The sequence below is a fragment of the Streptomyces sp. 11x1 genome, from assembly GCF_032598905.1.
Lineage (GTDB): Bacteria > Actinomycetota > Actinomycetes > Streptomycetales > Streptomycetaceae > Streptomyces.
Genome location: NZ_CP122458.1, coordinates 5,078,427 through 5,099,549 on the forward strand (window position 1 = coordinate 5,078,427; position 21,123 = coordinate 5,099,549).

A 21,123-nucleotide genomic window follows, 5' to 3' on the forward strand; every position below is an offset into this window, starting at 1 on the left:
CCCCTCCGTCCCCGAAGCGCGGCCCTCCCACCCCCACCACCCCTTTGCGGCCGGTTCAAGAACCGCCTCTGCCACACCCGTTGACTTCCGCACCCACCGGCTCTACTTTCTGCCAGCCGACACGTTCGGCGAGCCGATCCTTGTTCGAGATATCGACCCTCGTGCCCTCGGATATCCATCGAAGGAGCCGCATGCACCCCCTCCCCGCACCGACTCCCCTGGCTTCAGAGGCCGTTGCAGAAGCTCCGCCGTACGCGCCCTCGCCCTCGCGACGGCCGCGAAGGTCGACCACCACGTGATCAAGCAGCGGGTCGACGCGTTCGTCGCGGCCGGGCTGCCCGAGGCCGGCTACGAGTACATCACCATCGACGAGACCGAGTGGCCCGGCGGCATGAAGGCCATCGCCGACTGCATCCACCAGAAGTGGAGCCTGACATGAGCGGAATGAGCGGCATGAGCGGTACGACCAGCGGACCCGGCCTGTCCCGCCGCGCGTTCCTGGGCACCGCGGCGACCGTACCGCTGGCCGCGACGGGCGTGCTCACCCTCGGCGCCGGCACCGCCCACGCCGCCGACTCCGCGTACGCGATGGTCTACTTCACCGAGTCCACCACCATGCTGGAGGCCGACTACGGTCTTCACCTGGCCGTCAGCCAGGACGGCCTGAACTGGACCCCGCTGAACCAGAACGCCCCCCTGGTCACCCCGACCCAGGGCGCGGGCGGCCTGCGCGACCCGTTCCTGATGCGCAAGCGGGACGGTACCTTCGTCGTCCTCGCGACCGACCTCAAGGGCACGGACTGGAACTACAACAGCACGTACATCCACGTCTGGGACTCCACCGACCTGCGGACCTTCACCGGCTACCGGCGGCTGAAACTCCATGACATGACCAACACCCACAGCTGGGCGCCGGAGGCCTACTGGGACGCCTCGCGCGGCCAGTACGGCATCCTCTACTCCTCGGTGAACAGCAGCGGCCACAACGTGATCATGGTCAGCTACACCACGGACTTCGTCACGTCGACGAACCCCCAGGTCTTCTTCGACCCCGGCTACGACATCATCGACGGCAACCTCACCATCGGCGTCAACGGCGTCAACTACCTCTACTACAAGCGCAACCAGCAACTGGTCGGCGCACGGTCGACGTCCCTCGCCCCGGGCAGCTTCACACCGTTCAGCACGCCTGTCGCGCACGGCGGCACCGAGGCCCCCACGGTGGTGAAGTCCCTGACGTCCTCCGCCTGGTACCTGTGGGGCGACACCTACACCCCCAACGGCGTCTTCTACGTCTGGCAGTCGAGCGACCTCGCCTCCGGCACCTGGACCGCCCTCGACCAGAAGCTCTACACCCAGCCGCTCAACTCCAAGCACTGCGGCATCCACCCGATCACGTCGACGGAATACAGCAACCTGCTGGCCAGGTGGGGCGCCCCGACGTGGAACCGTCTCAAGTCGTACAACTACCCGGCCCGCTACGTCCGCCACAGCGATTACGTGGGCCGGATCGACGAGTACCCCTTCGACCCCTTCCCCGACTCCCAGTGGAGGCTGGTCCCCGGCCTGGCGGACTCCTCGGCGGTCTCCTTCCAGTCGGTGAACCACCCGACCCGCTACCTCCGCCACTACAACTACGCGCTCCGCCTGGACGCGAACGACGGCACGTCGACGTTCGCCGCGGACGCCACGTTCACCCGCGTCGCCGGCCTCGCCGACTCGACGTGGTCCTCGTTCCGCTCGTACAACAACCCGACCCGCTACCTCCGCCACTACAACTACGTGCTCCGCATCGACCCGGTCTCGACGGCGACGGAGCGGGCGGACGCGACGTTCCGGGTGGGTTACTGACACCCGGACCCCTTGCGTTCGACACCGGTGACCCCGAGCCGGTCCGGAGCCTCACCCGCTCCGGACCAGCTCGGCCGCCCCGAACGACACGTTGAAGCGGTCGCACCAGATGCTGACGCTGGTGAAGTCCCCCGGATCGACGTCCCCGGGCACCGGGTAGTTCTGGTCCCCCTTGTTGCCCTTCAGCCCGCCGAGGCTGACGTGCTCGTACACGTCGTCGTCGAAGAGACGCCAGCCGCCCTCCCCCTCCTTCACCGGCGCATCGCTCAGCCACACCCGCAGATCGGGCCCGTTGCTGGTGTCGAAGTCCTCCAGCCGTACGACGTACGCCCCGTCCGCCAGCCGCAGCAGCCGGACGTCCCCGGAGGTCGAGTGCTCGTGGCTGACGAACTCCCCGCGGGCGACGATCTGCGTCTTCCCCATGGCCGTGGGCGTGGCCGTGGCCGACGGCAGAGTCTCTCGCACGGTCTCGTCGGTCCACAGCTTCCACGGCTGGAACCAGTACAGCCCGAAGCCGGCCAGCACGGCCCCCACCAGCAGGATCACGATCACCACCGGCTTGGTCAGCACCCCGAGCAGTCGCCCCATGGTCCCGCCCCTCCTCGCCCGTCGTACGGCTTGTGCACGTGTTGTCCGATTCAACCCCGGGCCGTACGGAACAAGCCGCCCGCGAGGTGATCCGCGTGGGCCGAACGTTTGGGCGGCTCCGTGCGTCGAAGTACCGATCGTGCGGTCGTGGGAGCAGAGGACGCGGAGGGGTCACATGGGCGAACCGAACAACAGCAGGCGGACCGGGACCTGGACGCGGACCTGGGCCCGCTCAGCCACCCGCACCCGTGCCGGAGCCGCGGCGGCCGCCCTGGGAGCGGTCGTCGTCCTCGGCGGCGTGCGGGGATCGGCGGCCGACGCCCAGACCGTGGAAGTCGTGTCGTCCGCGACGAGGACCTGCCACGGCACCCAGCCGAAAGGCAGCCTCGCCGGCCATGCCAGGGACGGCTTCCCGGAGGACACCCCACTCGACCGCACCCTGAGCCACGTGGACGAGCTGGCCACCGGCCGACACGCCTCGATCTACACGGGCACGGTCCTGGACGAGGACACGGCCTCCCTGAACGTGTACCGCATCCCTTCCGCCTCCTTCGACACCGCCGTCTGCGAAGCCGCCGAGCAGGGCGTGACCGTACGCCTCCACGACCGCGACATCAACGAGAAGGACCTCAACACCCTCCTCGACCGCGTCAGCGAGGACATGAGCCGCCGGGACGGCACCTTCTCCCTGCGCGAGGCCGGCCTGGACGGCACCGGCTTCGTCCACGTCGGCGTGGACGACCCCGACACCGCCGAACCGATCCTCCGCAAGTTCGTCGGCGAACGAAACGCCAAGTACCTCCGCGTCGAGTACGCCCCCCAGGCGCACTTGCTCTGACCCGCCGGGACGCGAGATGCAACGCCCCCGAAGATCCGCTATAGTTGATCTCGAGCCGCTCACCGGAAAAACGAACTCCCGGTAGCACTCGATGCGTTGGTGGTCCAAGGAAAGACGCCCCGCTTCCTGCGGGGAAATGCAGGTGCAAGGCCTGCCCGGCGCTCCAGAGAATGAGCCCCGCTTCACTCCAGTGAAGCGGGGCTCATCGCGTTGTACGGAGATCCGCCCACGGCACCTGCACAGGGCGGATTGGTATCGGCGGCGATCGTATCGCCGCCGATACCAACGCTGGCGATACGATCCGAGCCAGTACCCCTCGTGGCGGTCTCCCGCTAGGCCTTGTGCCGTTGCCGGCTCAGCAACAGAGCTCCTCCGGCCGCCAACCCCACCACCCCTGCGCCCACCGCTCCCGCAGTCATGAGGCCCCCGTTGGACCGCCACGACAGCACCGACCACCGGGACTGTGCGGAGAACAGGGACCCCGTACTCAGCCAGGACCCGGTCGAGATCAGCGACAGGGACGACCCGATCGAGCCGACGGACAGGGCGCTCCCGATGGAACCGATCGACAGAGCCGAACCGACGGACCCGACCGAGAGCACGGACCCGACGGACCCGATCGACAGCACGGAGTCCTGCGACCACAGGGACAGCAACGAACCGGAGGAGGAGCAGGAAGAAGACGAGGAGGAGGAACGTCGGGCGGACTGTACGGACGACTTCGTCATGGGGCCATCCTGCCTGTGGGGCGCTCCCGGGCGGAGCCTCCTGGCAACGACGGCCGGAAAACGTGTCGGCCCGGCTCACCGACTCGGCGCCGACGCCCTGTCCTCTCTCTGCCCCCGAACGTTGTCACCCCGTCCGGCGTCCGAGTGGTGACCGTCTTCAGCCGCGCTCCGAGGGGGACACCACCATGCCGCCGACCACCGCCGTACGACCGCGTACCCGCGCTCTGTCCACCCTGGCGGCGGCGGGAACGCTGATGTGGGCGATCTCCGGGTGCGATCAGGAGCCCACCTTCCCGAAGGCTTCGGCACCCACCTGGAAAGAACCGGCCTCGTACACCTACACGCTCAAGTCGACGCAGGGCGAGCGGCCGCTGATCGGGACGTTCACGGTGACGGTCCGGGACGGGAGGGTCGTAAAGGCCGTCGGGCTCGACGACAGCGGCCGGCACGTGGTCGACCGGTCACCGCAGCACATCCCCACCATCGGTCGCCTGTTGCAGGAGGTGGAATCGGCACGCGAGGACGGCGCCGACACTGTCGACGTCTCGTACGCGGCGGACGGCCGTCCCGTCTCCATCGCCATCGACTGGGAGGAGAACGCGATCGACGACGAAGCGGCGTACGACCTCAGTGGCTACGAGGCACTCGGCTGACTCAGGTCCCGGATCGTGCCGCCCACCTTGGCCTTCAGCTTCTTGAGCACGTCCGGCTTCGCGGAGACGGCCCAGCGCGGCCCGACCAGATACTTGCCGCCGTACATGGAGGCGGACTCCAGCCAGACTTCCTTCAACTCATCCTTGGGAAAGGTGGTGATGAGGTAGTCCCCGTCCCCGGTCTGGCACACCCCCTCGCGCAACTCCTCCGCCTCGGTCCGGATCTTCACCTCGCACCCGGTGAGCTCGGCGATCACCTCGACCTTGGCGGGCGCGACGACCGCGGAGACAGGACTCGACTCATCACTCGCCTTACCCGACGCCTTGTCACCCTCACCGCCCCCACTGCACGCCGCCGCCAGGGGCAGGACAGCCAGAGTCACAGCCAGCGCGGCACCTCGCGGCAGCTTCCTCACCATGCCCTGATCTCCGTTCGCGTTCTCCGTACCGAGTGCACTCGTCAGGGGATACGTAGAGACGCGGCCGGTTGCTCATTCGCCGGCCCGGCGAAGCCACTCCCGAGCGCATGCAACACTCCATGGCCGGGATCAAGAATCGATGCCCGGCAACACATTGGGGAAAGAATGGCCCCGGACAGACCAAGCACGGCGTTTTCCGCTGCCAGGAGAGTCGCCCTCGCAGCGGCGACCGTACTCCTTATCTCGATATGTTCCACGCGGGAGCAACAGCCTTATCAAGGGAAGGCGTTGGAGGGTGGCGCCCAGGAGAACGGGATCGTGGGAAGCGAGAACGTCAAGGTCGGGGAAACATGGTGGTTCGCGCTCCCCGTACCCACCAACAGGTCCGCCGAGCCGATCGACATCACCGGGGTATCCATCGTGCAGGTGTCCGAGGGGATAGAGGTCCTGCAATACGGTGCCTACAGCCTTGAGGACACCGAAGGGCTGGCTCTGCTGGTGAAAGAGGGCGAGAGATTGACTCCACGATTCGCTGCGCTGCGCGACCACTCCGACAAGCCCGTGAAGGTAGCTCCCCACACGTCGAGCGACATCTACTACCTGGCAAGGCTGAAGATCACCGCCCTTCCCGACCAGGGCGCCCGCTACTGCCGGTTCGTCTATCGGCAGGGCGGTCGCGAGTTCACACAGACACTGGACTGCGAAGTGGAACTGACAGGCCAGTAGGACGGGACTTCAGGTGATCGCCGGTGTTCCGGCCGGCCTGATTGCTTCCCCGTGACAGGGGCGCCCCGGGGGACGGCACCCCGGCAAAGGTGAGGCCCTGGCCCGGAGGTGGTGCTTCCTCCGGGTCAGGGCCCCTGCCGGCGGGGGATCCGCCGGGTGCGCAGCCGGTTCAGGAGACTCGCTCGGGTTCCTTGTCCCGCACCTGCGGGGCCTTCTGGAGGCGTGTGCCTTCTACGTCGAGGTCGGGCAGGACGCGGTCGAGCCAGGCGGGGAGCCACCAGGCGTGCCGTCCGGCGAGGGCGAGGACCGCCGGGACGAAGGTCAGGCGGACGGCGAAGGCGTCGATGGCGACGCCGACGGCGAGCGCGAAGGCGATGGGCTTGATCAGGGCGTCGTCGAGCGGGAAGAACCCGGCGAAGACGGTGAACATGATCAGGGCGGCCGCGGTGACGACCCGGACGCTGTGCCGCGCGCCGTCGATCACCGACCCGCGGGCCACGCCGGTGTGGACCCACTCCTCCCGCATCCCGGAGACGAGGAACACCTCGTAGTCCATGGCGAGTCCGAAGAGCACGCCGATCAGGATGATCGGCAGGAAGCTGACGACGGGACCGGTGTGGGCGAGGCCGAGGGTGTCCGCCAGCCAGCCCCACTGGAACAGGGCGACGACCAGGCCGAGCGAGGCCGCCACCGACAGCAGGAATCCGACGGCGGCCTTGAGCGGGACGACCAGCGAGCGGAACACCATGGTCAGCAGGATCAGGCTCAGGCCGACGACGATCGCCATGAACGGCAGCAGGGAGTCGCTGAGGCGGGTGGAGACATCGATGTTGACGGCGGTGGTGCCGGTGACCGCGACCGTCGCTCCGGTTGTCTCGCGGATGTCCGGGGCGGCGGCACGGATGTCGCGGACGAGCCGGTCGGTGCGGGCGCTGTCGGGACCGGTCTCCGGGATGACCTGGATGACGGTCTGCGCGGGATCGCGTGTGGGCACGGGGGGCAGGACAGCCTTGACCCCCTTGAGGTCCCGCAGCTGCTGCGCGGCCTGAGCACCCGCCTGCGCCCCTGCCCCCTTGTCGGTCTCGGTCAGCACCAGGAGTGGGCCGTTGAAGCCGGGGCCGAACTTGTCGTCGACCGTGTCGTACGCCTTGCGTTCGGTGGAGGTGACCGGGGCCGAGGCGTTGTCCGGCAGGGCAAGGCGCAGGTCCGCCGCGGGGAGCGCCAGCGCGACGAGGATGCCGGCGACAGCCAGGACGGTCAGCAGGGGCTTGGCGACGACGGTCCTCACCCAGCGGGCGCCCAGCGTCGCCCGGCCGGCGGATCCGTCGGGATCGGTGGCCCGCCGGGCCTCCTTGCTGCCGGGCTTCGGGGTCAACCGGGTGCCCGCGAATCCGGCGAGGGCCGGGAGCAGGGTGATCGCGGCCAGGACCGCGACGAGGACGGCTCCGGCGGCACCGAGACCCATCACGGTCAGGAACGGGATGCCGATGACGCTGAGTGCGGCCAGGGCGATGATCACGGTGCTGCCGGCGAAGACGACCGCGCTGCCGGCCGTGCCGTTGGCCAGCGCGATGGACTCCTGCGGGTCGGTTCCACGGGCGAGCTGCTGGCGGTGGCGGGTCAGGATGAACAGGATGTAGTCGATGCCCACGGCCAGCCCCAGCATCAGCGCGAGCGTGACCGCGGTGGAGGAGATGCTGACCGCCGGAGTGAGGGCGAACAGCCCGGCCAGTCCCACGGCCACGCCGAGCAGGGCGGGCAGCAGCGACATGCCCGCGGCGAGCAGGGAGCCGAAGGTGACGACGAGGACGAGCACGGCGACGCCGACACCGATGATCTCGGACGGGCCTATGTGCACGCCGTTGCTGCCGTAGGCACTGCCGCCCACCGAGGTCCTGAGCCCGCCCTTCTCGGCCGCCTCGGCCGCCCGTTCGATCACGTCCAGGGACGAAGGGCGTACCTCGGCCCGCTGCACCGAGTACTGCACCTGCACGATCGCCGTGCTCCGGTCGGCGGAGACGGCCCCGGACAGGCCTGGGCCCAGGACGGCCTTGACCTGGGGCGCCTTCGCCACCGCCCTCTCGGTTCCGGCGATGGCCGCGGTGTAGCGGGCCTCGGTGATGTGGTGGCCCTCGGGTGCGGTGAAGACGATCTCGGCGCCCGCCCCTGAGGCTTCGGGCAGCGTCTTGCCGAGCGTGTCCAGCGCGCGCTGCGACTCAGTGCCCGGCACGGTGAAGCGGTCGTCGAGCTTGCCGCCGAAGACGCCGGCGCACGTGATGAGCGCGGCCAGGACCACGAGCCAGATACCGAGCACCAGCCTGCGGTGGTGGTAGGCACTGCGGCCCAGCCGATGGAGCAGTACTGCCATGGCGAACTCCCAAGGTCGGTAAGGGATGTCCCGGACGTCTCGTCGCGGACGCGGGGCGAAGGGCGAAGGGCGAAGCGGGTCGGCCCGCGCCGTCGAGCGGCCGCGGCCGCGGGCATGAGGCATGCCGGTGCCGTGGGCGGCATGCGAGCTGCTTCGGCACTGACTTTATCACTTGCTCAAGTCGTACGACCAAATCACACAACTCAAACTATCGACCTTGTCAGCCGACAATGTCACCTGTATGGTGATGGTCACCGGAGCACACCGCCCTCGGAAGAGCCAGGTCATGGGCCTGTGCCGCTCTCCCCCGCGGAGCACGTCCGCAGCGCCGGGACCACCGCAGGACAAGGAGCGATCATGAGCAGCACGCAGGACAGGGACATCGCCATGGCGCGGCACGTGCGCAGGGTGGATGTGGTGGTGGTCGGTGCGGGGCTGGCCGGTCTGACCGCGGCGCGGGAGCTTGTCGCGGCGGGGAGGTCGGTGGCCGTGCTGGAGGCGCGGGACCGGGTGGGTGGGCGGCTGCTCAACCACGATCTCGGCGACGGTCAGGTGACGGAGGTCGGCGGGCAGTTCGTGGGCCCCACCCAGGACCACATCCTGGCGCTGGCCGAGGAGGTCGGCGTGGCCACCTACCAGGCCGCCGTTCCCGGCGAGACCGTCTACGTCAACGACGGCAGGGCCAAGCGGTTCACGGGGCACACCCCGCCGGACCTGCTCGCCCTGCCGGACATGGGGATCGCTCTGGCGCGTATCGGGCAGGCGGCGGGCAAGGTGGATCCGGCCGCCCCCTGGAAGGCCCCGAACGCCCGTGAGCTGGACGGCATGACCTACGAGACCTGGCTGCGCAAGGCCGAGATCACCGGCGACGCCGTCGACATGATCAACCTGTTCCTGAACTCCGCCTACGGCGGCGAGGCCCGTGACGCCTCCGCCCTGTTCAGCCTCTGGTACGTCTCCACCTTCGGCAACGAGACCCACCCCGGCACCATGGAGCGCGGCACCGGAACCACCGGCGGCGCCCAGGACAGCCGCTTCGTCGGCGGCTCACAGCTCGTCGCCCAGCGCCTCGCCGAAGAACTCGACGGCCGCGTCCACCTGTCGGCGCCGGTGCGACGCGTCAGCCAGGACTCCACCGGTGTCACCGTGGTCTCCGACGCCGGCGACTGGCGGGCCGACCGAGTGATCGTCGCCGTACCGCCGCTGGTGGCCTCACGGATCATGTGGGACCCGCTGCTGCCCGCCCAGCAGGACCAGCTCTTCCAGCGGCTGCCGTTCGGCACCCTCATGAAGTGCGTCGCCGTCTACGACAAGCCGTTCTGGCGCGAGGACGGGCTCTCCGGCATGGGCCTGCTGCGCGGCGGCTCCCCCATCCGCGAGATGTTCGACAACACCCCGCCCGACGGCGGACCCGGCGTCCTGATGGGCTTCCTCGGCGGCCGGGAATGGCGCAAGTGGGCCCACCGCCCCGCCGCCGAACGCCGCGGCGCCGTCCTGCGCTGCTTCGCCCAGGTCGTCGGGGACCGCGCCTTCGACACCGTCGACTACGTCGAGCAGGACTGGACCGCCGAGCAGTGGACCCAGGGCGGCCCCACCTCCGTCGCCGCCCCCGGCGTCCTCACCGACTACGGCCACTGGATGGCACGCCCCCACCACCGCGTGCACTGGGCAGGCGCCGAGTTCTCCCCCTACTGGAACGGCTACATGGACGGCGCCGTCCGCTCCGGCCGGACCACCGCCACCGAACTCCTCCACCACAGCTGAGCACACCAAGCACCCCACCACCAGAGCTGCGCGCACGAAGCACCCCTCCGCCAGAGCTGCGCGCACGAAGTACCGACAAGCAAGGGAACCCTGTCATGAACCGTTTCGTCGTCGCCGAGACCGCCGTCATCAACGCCCCCCTCGGGCGGGTCTGGGACGTCATCTCCCGCACCGACCGCTACGCCGAGTGGGTCGCCGGAGCCATCGAGGTCACCGACCACCACGGCCTCGCCACCGTCGGCAAGACCTACGCCGAGCGCAACCGCACCCTCGGCCCGCTCAAGACCGACTCCCTCTGGACCGTCCAGGAGATCGAACCCCTCAAGCGCCGCGTCGACACCGGCACCGGATTCGCCCCCCTCCAGGACCTCACCAACACCTTCGAGTTCCGCCCGGTCCAGACCTCCGACGGCCGGGAGGCCACCGAGATGCTCTACCAGGTCGAATACACCATCGGCCTCGGCCCCTTGGGCCTGCTCCTCGACTCCATACAGCAGCCCGCCATGCGCGCCGGCATGCGCACCTCCATGGCCAACCTCAACACCCTGCTGCGATCCGAGGCGTCGAGGACCGCTCGCTGACAGGCGGCGGATGCTCGTGGGCCGGTCGGCCGGCCCACCCGCCCGATCGGCCGCCGGCCCAGGAGCGGCCATCATCACGTACCGCTGATTTGTCGAGCGACCTGTTCAGCAGACTGAGTCGGATAGGATCGCGTCATGGCACATGTATCCGCGGCGGAGCGCCGCCCGCAACTGATCAAGGCGGCCATCGGCCTCATGGCCAGGGAGGGCGTCGCCGCCGGCAGCACCCGCGCCATCGCCGCCGAGCTCGGCGTGGCACAGGCGACCGTGCACTACACCTTCGGCACGAAGGAGGAGCTGTACCGGGCCGTCATGGAACAGCTCACGCGCGACCTCATCGACCAGGTGACACGGGCCGCGCCCACGGACGCGAGCTTCGAGGACACCATCCTCACACTCGCCGAAGCACTCTGGCGTACCGTGCTCGAACAGCCCGCCTCGCACCAGCTGCTCACCGAGCTGAGCATGTTCGCCCTGCGTACGCCATACCTGCAGGAGGCTCTTCAGAACCACTACAGCGAGGTCCTGGCGGTGACGACGAAGCTGGTCGAGCAGGCCGCCGAACGCACCGGTCACCGGCTCGGCCAGCCCGCCGAGACGATCGCGAGGTTCTTCCTGGCCGGCTTCGACGGACTGACGATGCAGCACCTCTCCCTGCCGAACGAGGAAGCCGAGCGCGTCTGCCTGCGGTCCTTGGTCTCGGCCGTCCTGGCCATGACCTGAGGTCGCTCGACGATCACGACTACCAGGCACCGGCGATCAGGACCGACGGTGACGACCGGTTCGGCAAGCCGTTGCGCAGGGACTTCCTGGGGCCCCGGCCTCGGCGCTCGCCTGACGCGGTGTCGGCCCGGATCCAGAAGGCCACCGCGATCCCTGTGGGCCGGGCCGCCTGCGCCCACGAGCCGCTCACCGGCCCGCAGTTGCTCGCCCGGGTCAGGGACCACCTCGCCAGGACCGCCGCGTTGACGTGCACCGACCTGGGCACGTTCCGCACCTGGCTCACCCGGGACCTGACGGCCGGCTCAGCCGACGAGGTGTTCACGGAGGGGACGCCTGGCGGACAGGGCCTCGCGACTACGCTGGGGACATGACAAGCGAGGGCGCTCAGAGCAGCAAGGGGTGGGCGAGGAAAGCAGGTTGGGGCGCTCTGGCACTGTTCCTGATCGCCTTCGCGGGTTTCGAGAGCGTCAAGTACGGCCTTCCGACGACGGTTGCCGCGCTGGTGTTCTTCGCGCTGCCCGACCTGGCCCGGCTGGCGGGGGTCCGCCCACCAGGTCTCCTCTACCAGTCGGTGCATCGCGTATGGATCCCGCTGGTGGTACTGGTCGGCTACTCCCTCGGGCCGGTCGTATGGCCACCACTCTTCACCGCGGGCCTCGGCTGGCTCACGCGGGTGGCCATCGACAGAATGCTCGGCAAGGGACTTCCCGCCGGATCCTGATCCGACGCGACGGCTCCCGGGACATGCCGGCCGCCCACTGCGCAGGGCGAGAAAAATCTGTGGATCTTCGCGGCAACCTTTTTCGGCCCCTCGGACCACTAAGCGTTGTCCGGCCAAGCGGTCCGGTCAGGTGCAACGGCTGAAAGCGAGAGCACAGACATGTCCCTGGAACCAGAGCACAGACATGTCCCAGGCCCACCCACGTCACCGGTGGCGTCCCGCGTCGGCGGCCACCGTGCCGACGGCGGCGCGCGCGGTGACCGCCCGAAGCATCGTGGCCGTCGGCTGCTCGCGCGGCGGGGGCTCTGGGCGGGTCTCGCCATGGTGGTCGTGGCCGGCTCGGCCGTTGTGGTCAACCAGGCTTCGGCGGAGCAGAAAGGCCTGGATCTGAAGAAGTGGTACGTGCTGGTCAACCGCAACAGCGGCAAGGTGCTGGACAACCACGCCTCCGCCACGAAGGACGGCGCGCGGGTGGTGCAGTGGAGCCGTCACGGCGGTGCCAACCAGCAGTGGCGGTTCATCAAATCGGGTGACGGGTACTACCGGCTGCAGAACCGGAACTCCGGCAAGGTGCTGGACGACCTCGGCTGGTCGAAGACCGCCGGCTCGGCCATCGTGCAGTGGAAAGACCTGAACGGCACCAACCAGCAGTTCAAACTGGCCAAGTCGCCGGACGGCTACGTGCGTCTGGTCAATCGCTTCAGCGGCATGGCTGTGGGTGTCCAGAAAGCCACCAAGGCCAACGGGGGCGACATCGTCCAGAACCGCGACCGGGGCCGCGCCAACCAGCAGTGGAAACTCGTCGCGGCCGGTAGTGCCGGCGGCACCGGGAACCCCGGGGACGCCGGCAGCACGCCCACGCCCAGCGGCAGCACTCCGGCGAGCCCGGCTCCGAACGGCACCCGGCCAGCGTCGCCGCCGGCGTCTCCGCCCGCCACCAAGGGCACGTCGACGAAGCGTTTCATGGGCAGTGACACGGTGCTCATCGGCGGCTCGATGACCGACGCCTCGGCGAACGCCGCGCCGTTCGACGTGCGATACGCCTATGTGCACAGCCAGCCCGCACCCTCGTCGGAGTACTACACGGCAGCGCGCTGCAAGGACGCGTGGTCGGGCTGGTGGGGTTGCTGGAACGGCAGCACCACGGCGCCCGGCACTTACGTGACCTGGCGGGACGACGTGGTGGCCGACGCGACGTACAAGGGCAAGCCGCGCCCGCAGAAGATGCTCTGGACCTGGTACTCGTTGCGCGACCTCGGGGACGCGGCAGGTGAGGGCGACGGCCCGGGCGAGGTCAAGGCCATCAACAGGCGTGACCTGCTCACCCGGTACCTGAACGACTACCGCTTCTTCCTCCAGAAGATCGGCAAGTCGCACGACGCGATCGACCTTGAGCCCGACTTCTGGGGCTTCGCCCGGTCGCTCGGCAATCTGCACCAGGTGCCCGCGCAGGTCTCTGCCGCCAATCCGACGGATTGTGGATCGCAGGAGAACAGCGCTGCCGGACTCGCCCAGTGCCTGATTCAGATGACGCGCAAGTACGCGCCGAACGCCGCCGTGGGGCTGCACCTTTCCTGCTTCGACTGGGAGACCGACGTCCAGAAGTGCGTCAAGGACTACGCGGACCTCGGGGCGAAGAACGCCGACTTCCTGGTCAGCGATGTGTCGGACCGCGACGCGGGCTGGTACGCACTGCCGGCCCACGGCAGCCGTGACACCTTCTGGACCGACAAGAAGGCCGCCGCCTCGCTGAAGTTCTGGAAGACGATGGCCGAGTCCGTGGGCAAGCCGGTCGTCCTGTGGCAGATCCCCGTGGGCAACATGGCGCAGAACAACACGCCCGACCACTACAAGGACGACAAGGTGGACTGGTTCTTCGCCCACATGGACCAGGTGGCGGACGCCCACATCGCAGGCCTGCTGTTCGGTGCGGGGTGGACGGAGCAGACGACGCCCGAGTCCGACGGCGGAAACCTGATCCGCAAGACGATCGCGTATCACAACTCGGGTGGTACGGCGCTCAAGTAGGCGGCCTCGGCGAAGGGGGTGATCGCGCTGGCAGGTGACGGCGGGGAAGCCGAGTTGCATCCTCGGACCGACAGGACGTCACCCCTCTTCGATCGTTCAGCAAGCCCGCAAGGCGCCCGCGCAATACGCCTCGCCGAAAGCCGGAAAGCAGCCGGACTCACCAGGCGGGCACTGGCCCAAGGCCTGGGTCGGCATGAGTCGAAGGATTCGCGCTTCTATGTCGGCGCCAGCGGCCGCGGCCTCCAGCGCGGCCACCCGTCAGGACCCCGGCGCCCCAGCGGGGCCGCAGCCACAACAGCTCGCGGCCCCGCCATGACTGAGGGACCTCGCGAAGGCGCGGACCGCGTCACCTCAGCGGTTCGTCTGTGCAGGAACGCCGGCTGACCGCACCCCAGGCCGACGACCTCTACGAACTCGTCGGCGGGTGACAGGGCCGGTCCCTGATCATCACCAGCAACCGGGCGCCCAGCGACTGGTATCCCCTCTTCCCCAACGCCGTCGTCGCCGAGTCGCTGCTGGACCGGCTGATCAACGCCGGCCACCAGGTCATCATGAACGGCCCCAGATACCGCCCCGACAAGTGACCGAAGAATCCCACCGGCAAGCCCGGCACACCCCCGCAAGGCTGATCAGATCACCGGCGGCCCCGCTTCGATCCGGCGCATCACCGCGGGCATGCTGTCCAGATCAGGGCCGGTCTGGACCTGCCGCTCGTCCCACCAAGTGGCGCCGGCGTCGCGCAGTGGACCGATCACGTCCCTGGCCTTCACGGCATCCAACGGCGTGGCACCGCCGAGCACGAGCTCGAAAGGCCGCTCGGAGGTGCCCGTACGGTGCTTGCGTACATAACCGGCAAGATCCCGAACCTCTGCCACATCAGGCACATGCCCATGCCGGGCCGTCTCGAAGAGAGGCACCGCCCCGTCCCACCGCGCTGCCCGCCGCATAGGCGGGCGACACGGCCAGAACCCGCCGATCCACACCGGCGGACCAGGCCGCTGCACGGTTGCAGGCAGCAGCGTCACGTCCCGGACCTCGTAGTGCCGGCCATGGTGGTCCACCGGCTCGCCGGACCACCAGCGTCTCAACAGCTCCAGCCCCTCGTCCAGCCGCTCGGCGAGGAGCTGCGGCTCAGCGGTGTCGCCGAAGCTGCGGTACTCGTCCTCGACCGGCCCGCCCAGGCCGGCCGCGAAGATCACCCGGCCACCGCTGAGATTGTCCAGGGTCGCCACTTGGCGGGCAAGCTGCTGCGGACGATAACGGGGCACCGGCGTCAGTAAGGTGCCCAGCCGGATCCGCGAGGTCGCCAGCGCGGCCGCAGTCAGCAGCATCCAGGGATCTCCGAAGGGGCGCCCCTGGTGTTGGCGGTGCAGTACGTTGTCCCAGACGAAGAGTCCGTCCCAGCCCGCCTGTTCGACGGCAGCCGCCACAGTCGCGACGCTACGAGGGTCGGCGAAGTCACCGAAGTTGGGGATGTGGATGGAGAAGCGCATCCCAGCAGAATGCGGACCCGGCCGCAAAGGAGCAATCGGGTTCGGATCCAGGCGGCTTCACGGGAGGACCCCGAAGACGCAGCACTACAGGACACGGCGCAACACGCGCTCCACCGGGATCCCGACCGAGGCCGGACCGACAACAAGGCCGCCCCATCGGGCTCCGCATCCAAGCGAAGCCCGACTCTTACGCCGTCGTCGACAGTCGTGAACCTTTCCAGGTTCCCGCCGAGAAACCCGGCGCGCAGCAGCGGACGCTGGTCACCCGATGCACAAAGTGAGTGCTTCGAGGTCACGGGTCGTGCAGCACAGCGCGGCCCACAGCTCGGGGCGCGTGGGTTCCATCCGCTCCCTCGCCGTCTGCTCGCGGACGAGTCCGTGACCACGAGCCCAGGCCCACATTCTTTCCGCAGCCTGAGCCATGAGCGGATTCTCGACCGACGGTTCGAAGAGCATGGGGTACCCGGGAAAATTCAGCGGGGCCCTGGGCCGGAGGCGGCTGTGACTGTTTCGCTGCCGGAGCACGCTGCGCGCCGCTAGCGTGGGGGCAGGACCGTGTCGTGGGGACGCGAGGGGGAGGCGAACATGGATCCAGCTACGTTAAGTGCCGTTGCGGTGGCGCTGGTTGCTACCAAGTTCGGGGAGGGCGCCGCGATGGAGGCCGGGAAGGCCGCCTGGCTGAAGATCCAGAGTGTCGCGCAGGCCGTCAGGCAACGGTTCGGCCGTTCCGACGCGCAGAGCGCTGCCCTGGCCGAGTTGGAGGCGAGTCCGGGGGACGAGGACATGCAGGCCGCCGTGGCCGGCCATCTGCGCCGTGAGCTGGAGAGCGATGCGGAGTTCGCCGCCACCCTCGAAGCCCTGGTGACCGCCGCCCAGAGTGACCCTGCCACACAGACGCTGATCGCCCACGCGAGCGGCAACGCCAAGCAGGTCAACGTCAGCGGAAACAACAGTGGGCCCATTTCGTTTTCCTAGACGTCGTCCGCCCCGGCCGGCCACCATGGCGCTCGCCACCGGCCACGCCCGACAGGTCAACGTCCTCCGCGACAACTACGCACCGATCTACTTCACCTCCGCACCCGGCCCCACCCGTTCCCTGCGCCAACTCCCTCAGGGAACGAAGGACTTCAGCGGGCGCGTGGACCACATCATCGCGATAGCGTCCTTGATCGGCAACGACGGGCCCGGGCCTCACGTCATCGACCTGTGCGGCACCCCGGGCGTCGGCAAATCCGCCCTGGCCGTGCACATGGCCCACCGGCTGACCGGGCGCTTCGACGAGGTCCAGCTCTACGCCGACCTGGGCGAGCAGAACGGCGAACGGCCCACCGCCACACAGATCCTGCAGCGGTTCGTCGCCGATCTCGACCCCGCCACCCTCAGTGTCCCGGTCGGCACGCAGGACCTCCCCCAGCGCTACCGCTCCCTCCTCGACGGGCGCCGTTGCCTGATCCTCCTCGACAACGCACAGTCGGCGGACCAGGTCGTGGACCTGATCCCCGCCACAGCGACCTGCCTCGTCCTTGTCACCTCCCGCATTCCCCTGTCGGAGATCGACGGCGTCCGGCTCCACCATCTGGACCTCATGAGCGAGGCCGAATCCTTGACCCTGCTCGCCGAGGTCTCCCAGCGCCACTGGCCCGGCACCGACGACGAGAACGCCGCCCGCACGCTCGTCCAGCAGTGCGGCCGCCTCCCGCTGGCCCTGCGCATCGCGGGCGCCCTCCTCAAGAGGAAGCCCCACTGGACCGTCGGCAAGCTCGCCGACGTACTCACCGACGAACGCACCAGGCTCGCGAAACTGGCCGACGGCTCCCGCGACGTCCGCGGCAGCTTCGAGATCAGCTACCGCGGCCTGCACGAGGCCGAGGCCCACGCCTTCCGCGTCCTGTCCCAACTCCCTCTCAGCCGCTTCCAAGCCCGGCACGCCGGCGTCTTCCTCCAGGTACCGGAGGCCCGGGCCGAGGAACTGCTGGAACTTCTGGTCGACGCCCAGCTCGTCGAGACGAGCGACGGTGTCCACTTCCGCTACCACGACCTGCTCAAACTGTTCGCCCGCCAGCACTGCGAGAGTGCGGGCGACGACCCCGACGGCGCACATGTCGCCCGCTTCCTGGACGTCTACACCAGCGACTTCCTCGACAGCTACCGCAGCCGCCTGCTGGGCAGCCAGTGGTCCGGCGTCGGCCCCATGGCATTCCACGGCCGCGAACGGTGGCTCTCCGCCCCCGACGAGCTGTACATCCCCCAGCGCCTGACCTCCACCGAAGACACCCTGCCCGGCGCCTACCTGGCCCCCTGGAAGGACGTGGCCGCCGACCACCGCCAGATTCTCGTCCTCGGCGGCGCAGGAGCCGGCAAGACCGTCCTGGCGGACCGGATCTGCTACGACATCGCCACCACGCATCACAGCGGTCGGCTGGACGTCGCCTTCACCGTCCCCCTGCGCCAGTACACCGGCCGGCGGCAATCGCTGGAACGCCTCATCGCGGACTCGGTCGGGCTGCGCCACGACCTGGAGATGTCCTACGAGACGCTCGAACTTCTCCTCACCGAGCGTCGCACCCTGATCATCTTCGACGGTCTCGACGAACTGTCCGTCCGCGACCGCGACCGCGCCCAGGCCGACGTGACCACGTTCGCAACGAGCTACCCCCGGGCCACCGTTGTCGTCTTCAGCCGCCCCGGCGCCTCCGTCTCCGGGCTGGTGGCGCACGGATTCGCCCCGCACACGATCGACGCGTTCACGCAGGTCGACGTCCGCACCTACCTCTCCAAGTGGGCCCGCGCCACCCACATGCCCGCGCACGACACCGAACGACTGCTCACCGAAGTCTTTTCCTCCCCCGAGTTGATGTCCCTGGTCACCAACCCGCTACTCCTGACCCAGATGGCCGCCGTCCACGAGCGCCAAGGCCATCTCCCGCACCGGCTGATCGACCTCTACGACAGCACCTACACCCTGCTCTTCGGTGACCGTGAGCTGTACCGGGGCATTTCCCGCTCCGCCATCGGGCCCGAGGAACTCGGCCAGATCGTGTGCCGCTTGGCCTACCAGTTCGTCATCCGGCCCGACGGCAAACCCGACATGACCGGTCATGACTTCACCGCCGCTCTGGGCCGGGCACTGCGCCGCACCGTCCCCGACAGGTACGGCTTCCGGCTCACCGACGAACTGCTGGCTCTGTTCTCCGAGTCGGACTTCCCCGTCCGTCCGGCACCGACCACTGCCCCCGGCACCGAGCCCCGCTGGACCCTGGTGCGGGACCCCTTCGGCCAGTACCTCGCCGCCCGCTACATCGCGCAGTACAGCAGCCAGTGCGAAGTCATCGAGACGGTACGCAGGAGGATCATGAAGGCCGTCCACGCCACGGGCTTCGTCGAAGGCGCCGTCCATACCGTCCGCCTGCTCGGCGAACGGGCCCCGTCCACCACCGACCAGCTCCTCACCGCCCTCGAGCACGAACTCGACGGGACCGCGAACCCTCACCTCCGAAGGCGCCTGGAACAGATCCTCAACGAGCTGCGGACGGCCCCCTGATGCCGACGGGAGCCGGAGGACGAACCTGTAGGAGGACAACGCATCGAGGGCCCTGCCGGAGCGTCGGCGGGCCGGAGAGCGACAGGCTCTCGGGAACGCGACGGCCGTGACGTGGTTTCCGCTGGTTTGCGCCGGGAGAAGTAGCCGGATACGTCTCCTGCCGTACGGCAGGAGACGAGGGAGAGATGTGGAGGGGGACTGTGGTGGGCACAAGCGGTTCGGATCGTGAGTGGATGGACCTGGCGGACGCGATCCCGCTGCTGCGGGACCAGATCGCCGAGGCCCAGGACCGGATCGCTGACCCAGCGGGCCGGGGGGACCGGGGGGGTGTTGTTCACGCTGGGAGAGATCACGCTGGACCTCGGCCTGGAACTGACCGGCACCAAGGGCGTCAACGGCGGACTGCGCTGGAGCGTGATCAGCCTGGGCGGCAAGAGGGAAAGCGGCAGCAAGGCCACCCACACCGTGACCGTGAAGCTCACCCCGCACCGGCCCGGCGGCGGCGACATCGACGTCAGCGACGAGGAGTAGACCCTCCAGGCACATGCCGGAGGCGGCGGCAAAGAAGCGGGGGAGGGGAGCGCTGGTGGAGTTCGACCGGCGGGTGCAGATCCGGGTGGACCGGCTGGAGAAGGAGCAGCGGAAGAGGGGGTTCGGCTCCGGCTACCTGGTGGGGCCGCGCCTGGTGCTGACAGCCGCCCACGTTCTGGACCACGCGGACCCGGACGCCGACAACCCGGTGACGGTGAGTCTGCCCGACACCGGGGAGAAGCAGTTCCCTGCGGTCGTGCGCTGGCAGCGCAAGGACGCCACCGTGGACGCCGCGCTGATCGAGATCGCCGACGGCCACGGCTGGCAGGCACCGCAGTCCCTCAGTGACCTGCTCACCCGGCCACCCCAGCGCTACGGCCTCATCATCGGAACCCGCCCCCACCCAGTCACCGCAAGCGGCTTCCCCCGCCTGCAGAAAGACACCACGGACGGCCGGCGACTGGATGAGCAGTTCGCCGGCCGTATCGCCCCGGGTACCGGCTCCCTGGCCGGCCGCTACGAACTCACCAGCACCACCCCCACCCCCGCAACAGAAACCCCCAGCGGCGTGAGCCGCTGGGCGGGCATGTCCGGCGCCGCCGTCCTCACCGACGACGGCTACGGCTCAGACCTGCTGTGCGGCGTCATGCGCTGCGACCGCCAAGCCGACGCCGGCACCCGCCTGACCGCCACCCCCGCCGCCCGTCTCCTGGACGACGACGCCTTCCGCACCCTCGTCACCGAGCACACAGGCTGGGAACCCGTCCTCGAACCGGTCGAACCCGCCGCCCTGCTCACCCCAGCCGCCGTCGACCGCAACCTCCGCTCCCCCGCAGCTCTCCTGCGCGCCGACGCCGAAGCCGTCGCCTTCCACGGACGCGAGAGCGAACTCGCCGACCTGCACGCATGGTGCGAGAACGGCCCGCCCGCCATCCAGGTGCGCGTGCTGACCGGCCCCGGAGGACAGGGCAAGACCCGCCTCGCCCGCCGGCTCACCGACACCCTCGGCTGGCGCGGCTGGGTCACCGGACACCTGAGCCCGGACCTCACCGACGACCCCACCCCGGACGCCGCCCCGCCCGATTTCACCACCCTGACCACATCCCTGCCCCTGCTGCTGGTCGTCGACTACGCCGAGACCCGCCCCCGCCTGCTCCGCCGGCTCCTCACCCACCTGCACCGCTCCCGCCACCGGGTGCGCGTGCTGCTGCTCGCACGCTCCGACGGGCAGTGGCGCACCGGCTCCCTCCAAGCCGTCGCCAACGTACGAGACCTTCTCGAAGAAGCCCCGGTCATCCCCTCGCCCCGCTCATCCCCACCAGCCAGGCCGCCCAGGACCGGCGCGACGCCTTCTACCGCGCCGCCCATGACCTCGCCCTCCTGCTGCCGCTGCTTCCCGATCTGCCCGCACACGAGTGGACATCCCTGGCCGACGCGCTCCGGCCCCCCGCAGACCTGCACGACCACCGCTACGACAACGTCCTCACCCTGCAGATGACCGCGCTGGTCGGCCTCCTGCAGCACGGACCGCGACCCGTCGACGCGGCCCCCGGCACCCCACCGGAGCGCA

The 21,123-nt window shown here is 69.3% G+C and carries 20 protein-coding genes and 1 pseudogene; 16 read left to right on the top strand and 5 right to left on the bottom strand.

The window, feature by feature from the left end:
- Nucleotides 1-151 precede the first annotated feature (151 nt).
- Nucleotides 152-424, top strand: a pseudogene (locus tag P8T65_RS22220) (hypothetical protein); the annotation flags it as partial.
- Between the two features lie 29 nt (nucleotides 425-453).
- Complete coding sequence (locus P8T65_RS22225) at nucleotides 454-1,851, top strand: glycoside hydrolase family 43 protein (protein WP_316731666.1); 1,398 nt, start codon at nucleotides 454-456, stop codon at nucleotides 1,849-1,851.
- Between the two features lie 51 nt (nucleotides 1,852-1,902).
- On the opposite strand, the gene P8T65_RS22230 is transcribed toward P8T65_RS22225, so the two are convergent.
- The gene (locus P8T65_RS22230) at nucleotides 1,903-2,439 is read right to left on the bottom strand and encodes a DM13 domain-containing protein (protein WP_316727039.1); all 537 of its coding nucleotides are present in this window, start codon (nucleotides 2,437-2,439) and stop codon (nucleotides 1,903-1,905) included.
- Between the two features lie 175 nt (nucleotides 2,440-2,614).
- Between P8T65_RS22230 and P8T65_RS22235 the strand changes: the two genes are divergently transcribed.
- Nucleotides 2,615-3,277: a hypothetical protein gene (locus P8T65_RS22235; protein ID WP_316727040.1), complete on the top strand. Its 663-nt coding sequence runs from the start codon at nucleotides 2,615-2,617 to the stop codon at nucleotides 3,275-3,277.
- A 332-nt stretch (nucleotides 3,278-3,609) separates the two neighbouring features.
- On the opposite strand, the gene P8T65_RS22240 is transcribed toward P8T65_RS22235, so the two are convergent.
- Complete coding sequence (locus P8T65_RS22240) at nucleotides 3,610-4,005, bottom strand: hypothetical protein (protein ID WP_316727041.1); 396 nt, start codon at nucleotides 4,003-4,005, stop codon at nucleotides 3,610-3,612.
- Nucleotides 4,006-4,190: 185 nt separating this feature from the next.
- On the opposite strand from P8T65_RS22240, the gene P8T65_RS22245 reads away from it, so the two are divergent.
- Nucleotides 4,191-4,658: a DUF6174 domain-containing protein gene (locus P8T65_RS22245; RefSeq protein WP_316727042.1), complete on the top strand. Its 468-nt coding sequence runs from the start codon at nucleotides 4,191-4,193 to the stop codon at nucleotides 4,656-4,658.
- Here the strand turns inward: P8T65_RS22245 and P8T65_RS22250 are convergent.
- A complete protein-coding gene (locus P8T65_RS22250; protein ID WP_316727043.1) occupies nucleotides 4,640-5,077 on the bottom strand; it encodes a hypothetical protein in 438 nt (145 codons plus the stop codon). The genes P8T65_RS22245 and P8T65_RS22250 overlap by 19 nt on opposite strands.
- A 318-nt stretch (nucleotides 5,078-5,395) precedes the next feature.
- Here P8T65_RS22250 and P8T65_RS22255 point away from each other — a divergent pair, with 318 nt between their 5' ends.
- Complete coding sequence (locus P8T65_RS22255; protein WP_316727044.1) at nucleotides 5,396-5,803, top strand: hypothetical protein; 408 nt, start codon at nucleotides 5,396-5,398, stop codon at nucleotides 5,801-5,803.
- Nucleotides 5,804-5,972: 169 nt separating this feature from the next.
- On the opposite strand, the gene P8T65_RS22260 is transcribed toward P8T65_RS22255, so the two are convergent.
- Entirely contained in the window at nucleotides 5,973-8,171 is a 2,199-nt protein-coding gene (locus P8T65_RS22260) for an MMPL family transporter (protein WP_316727045.1), read from the bottom strand.
- Nucleotides 8,172-8,528: 357 nt separating this feature from the next.
- Between P8T65_RS22260 and P8T65_RS22265 the strand changes: the two genes are divergently transcribed.
- The 7 genes from P8T65_RS22265 to P8T65_RS22295 all read left to right on the top strand — a co-directional run bounded on the left by P8T65_RS22265 (nucleotide 8,529) and on the right by P8T65_RS22295 (nucleotide 14,572).
- Complete coding sequence (locus P8T65_RS22265; protein ID WP_316727046.1) at nucleotides 8,529-9,935, top strand: FAD-dependent oxidoreductase; 1,407 nt, start codon at nucleotides 8,529-8,531, stop codon at nucleotides 9,933-9,935.
- 95 nt (nucleotides 9,936-10,030) lie between these two features.
- Nucleotides 10,031-10,516 carry an SRPBCC family protein gene (locus tag P8T65_RS22270; RefSeq protein ID WP_316727048.1) on the top strand — a complete coding sequence of 162 codons (486 nt, stop codon included), beginning with the start codon at nucleotides 10,031-10,033 and terminating at the stop codon, nucleotides 10,514-10,516.
- A 135-nt stretch (nucleotides 10,517-10,651) separates the two neighbouring features.
- The gene (locus P8T65_RS22275) at nucleotides 10,652-11,239 is read left to right on the top strand and encodes a TetR/AcrR family transcriptional regulator (protein WP_316727050.1); all 588 of its coding nucleotides are present in this window, start codon (nucleotides 10,652-10,654) and stop codon (nucleotides 11,237-11,239) included.
- 119 nt (nucleotides 11,240-11,358) lie between these two features.
- Nucleotides 11,359-11,610: a hypothetical protein gene (locus P8T65_RS22280; protein ID WP_316727051.1), complete on the top strand. Its 252-nt coding sequence runs from the start codon at nucleotides 11,359-11,361 to the stop codon at nucleotides 11,608-11,610.
- Nucleotides 11,607-11,960, top strand: a complete 354-nt coding sequence (locus tag P8T65_RS22285; RefSeq protein WP_316727052.1) for a DUF4260 family protein — start codon at nucleotides 11,607-11,609, stop codon at nucleotides 11,958-11,960. The genes P8T65_RS22280 and P8T65_RS22285 overlap by 4 nt, the downstream gene beginning before the upstream one ends.
- Before the next feature lie 210 nt (nucleotides 11,961-12,170).
- Nucleotides 12,171-13,988 (top strand): RICIN domain-containing protein, encoded by a 1,818-nt coding sequence (locus P8T65_RS22290; protein ID WP_316727054.1) that lies wholly within the window; start codon nucleotides 12,171-12,173, stop codon nucleotides 13,986-13,988.
- Nucleotides 13,989-14,434: 446 nt separating this feature from the next.
- Complete coding sequence (locus P8T65_RS22295) at nucleotides 14,435-14,572, top strand: hypothetical protein (protein ID WP_316731667.1); 138 nt, start codon at nucleotides 14,435-14,437, stop codon at nucleotides 14,570-14,572.
- Nucleotides 14,573-14,617: 45 nt separating this feature from the next.
- Here the strand turns inward: P8T65_RS22295 and P8T65_RS22300 are convergent, their stop codons facing one another.
- Complete coding sequence (locus tag P8T65_RS22300; RefSeq protein WP_316727055.1) at nucleotides 14,618-15,481, bottom strand: LLM class flavin-dependent oxidoreductase; 864 nt, start codon at nucleotides 15,479-15,481, stop codon at nucleotides 14,618-14,620.
- A gap of 615 nt (nucleotides 15,482-16,096) precedes the next feature.
- Here P8T65_RS22300 and P8T65_RS22305 point away from each other — a divergent pair.
- From P8T65_RS22305 to P8T65_RS22320, 4 genes are all read left to right on the top strand, one after another.
- Nucleotides 16,097-16,456, top strand: coding sequence for a hypothetical protein (locus P8T65_RS22305; RefSeq protein ID WP_316727056.1), 360 nt, complete (start codon nucleotides 16,097-16,099; stop codon nucleotides 16,454-16,456).
- Between the two features lie 25 nt (nucleotides 16,457-16,481).
- Entirely contained in the window at nucleotides 16,482-19,022 is a 2,541-nt protein-coding gene (locus P8T65_RS22310; RefSeq protein ID WP_316727057.1) for an NB-ARC domain-containing protein, read from the top strand.
- Between the two features lie 327 nt (nucleotides 19,023-19,349).
- On the top strand, nucleotides 19,350-19,553 hold the full coding sequence (locus P8T65_RS22315) for a trypco2 family protein (protein ID WP_316727058.1): 204 nt from the start codon (nucleotides 19,350-19,352) through the stop codon (nucleotides 19,551-19,553).
- A gap of 13 nt (nucleotides 19,554-19,566) precedes the next feature.
- Complete coding sequence (locus P8T65_RS22320; protein ID WP_316727059.1) at nucleotides 19,567-21,051, top strand: trypsin-like peptidase domain-containing protein; 1,485 nt, start codon at nucleotides 19,567-19,569, stop codon at nucleotides 21,049-21,051.
- Nucleotides 21,052-21,123: the final 72 nt, after the last annotated feature.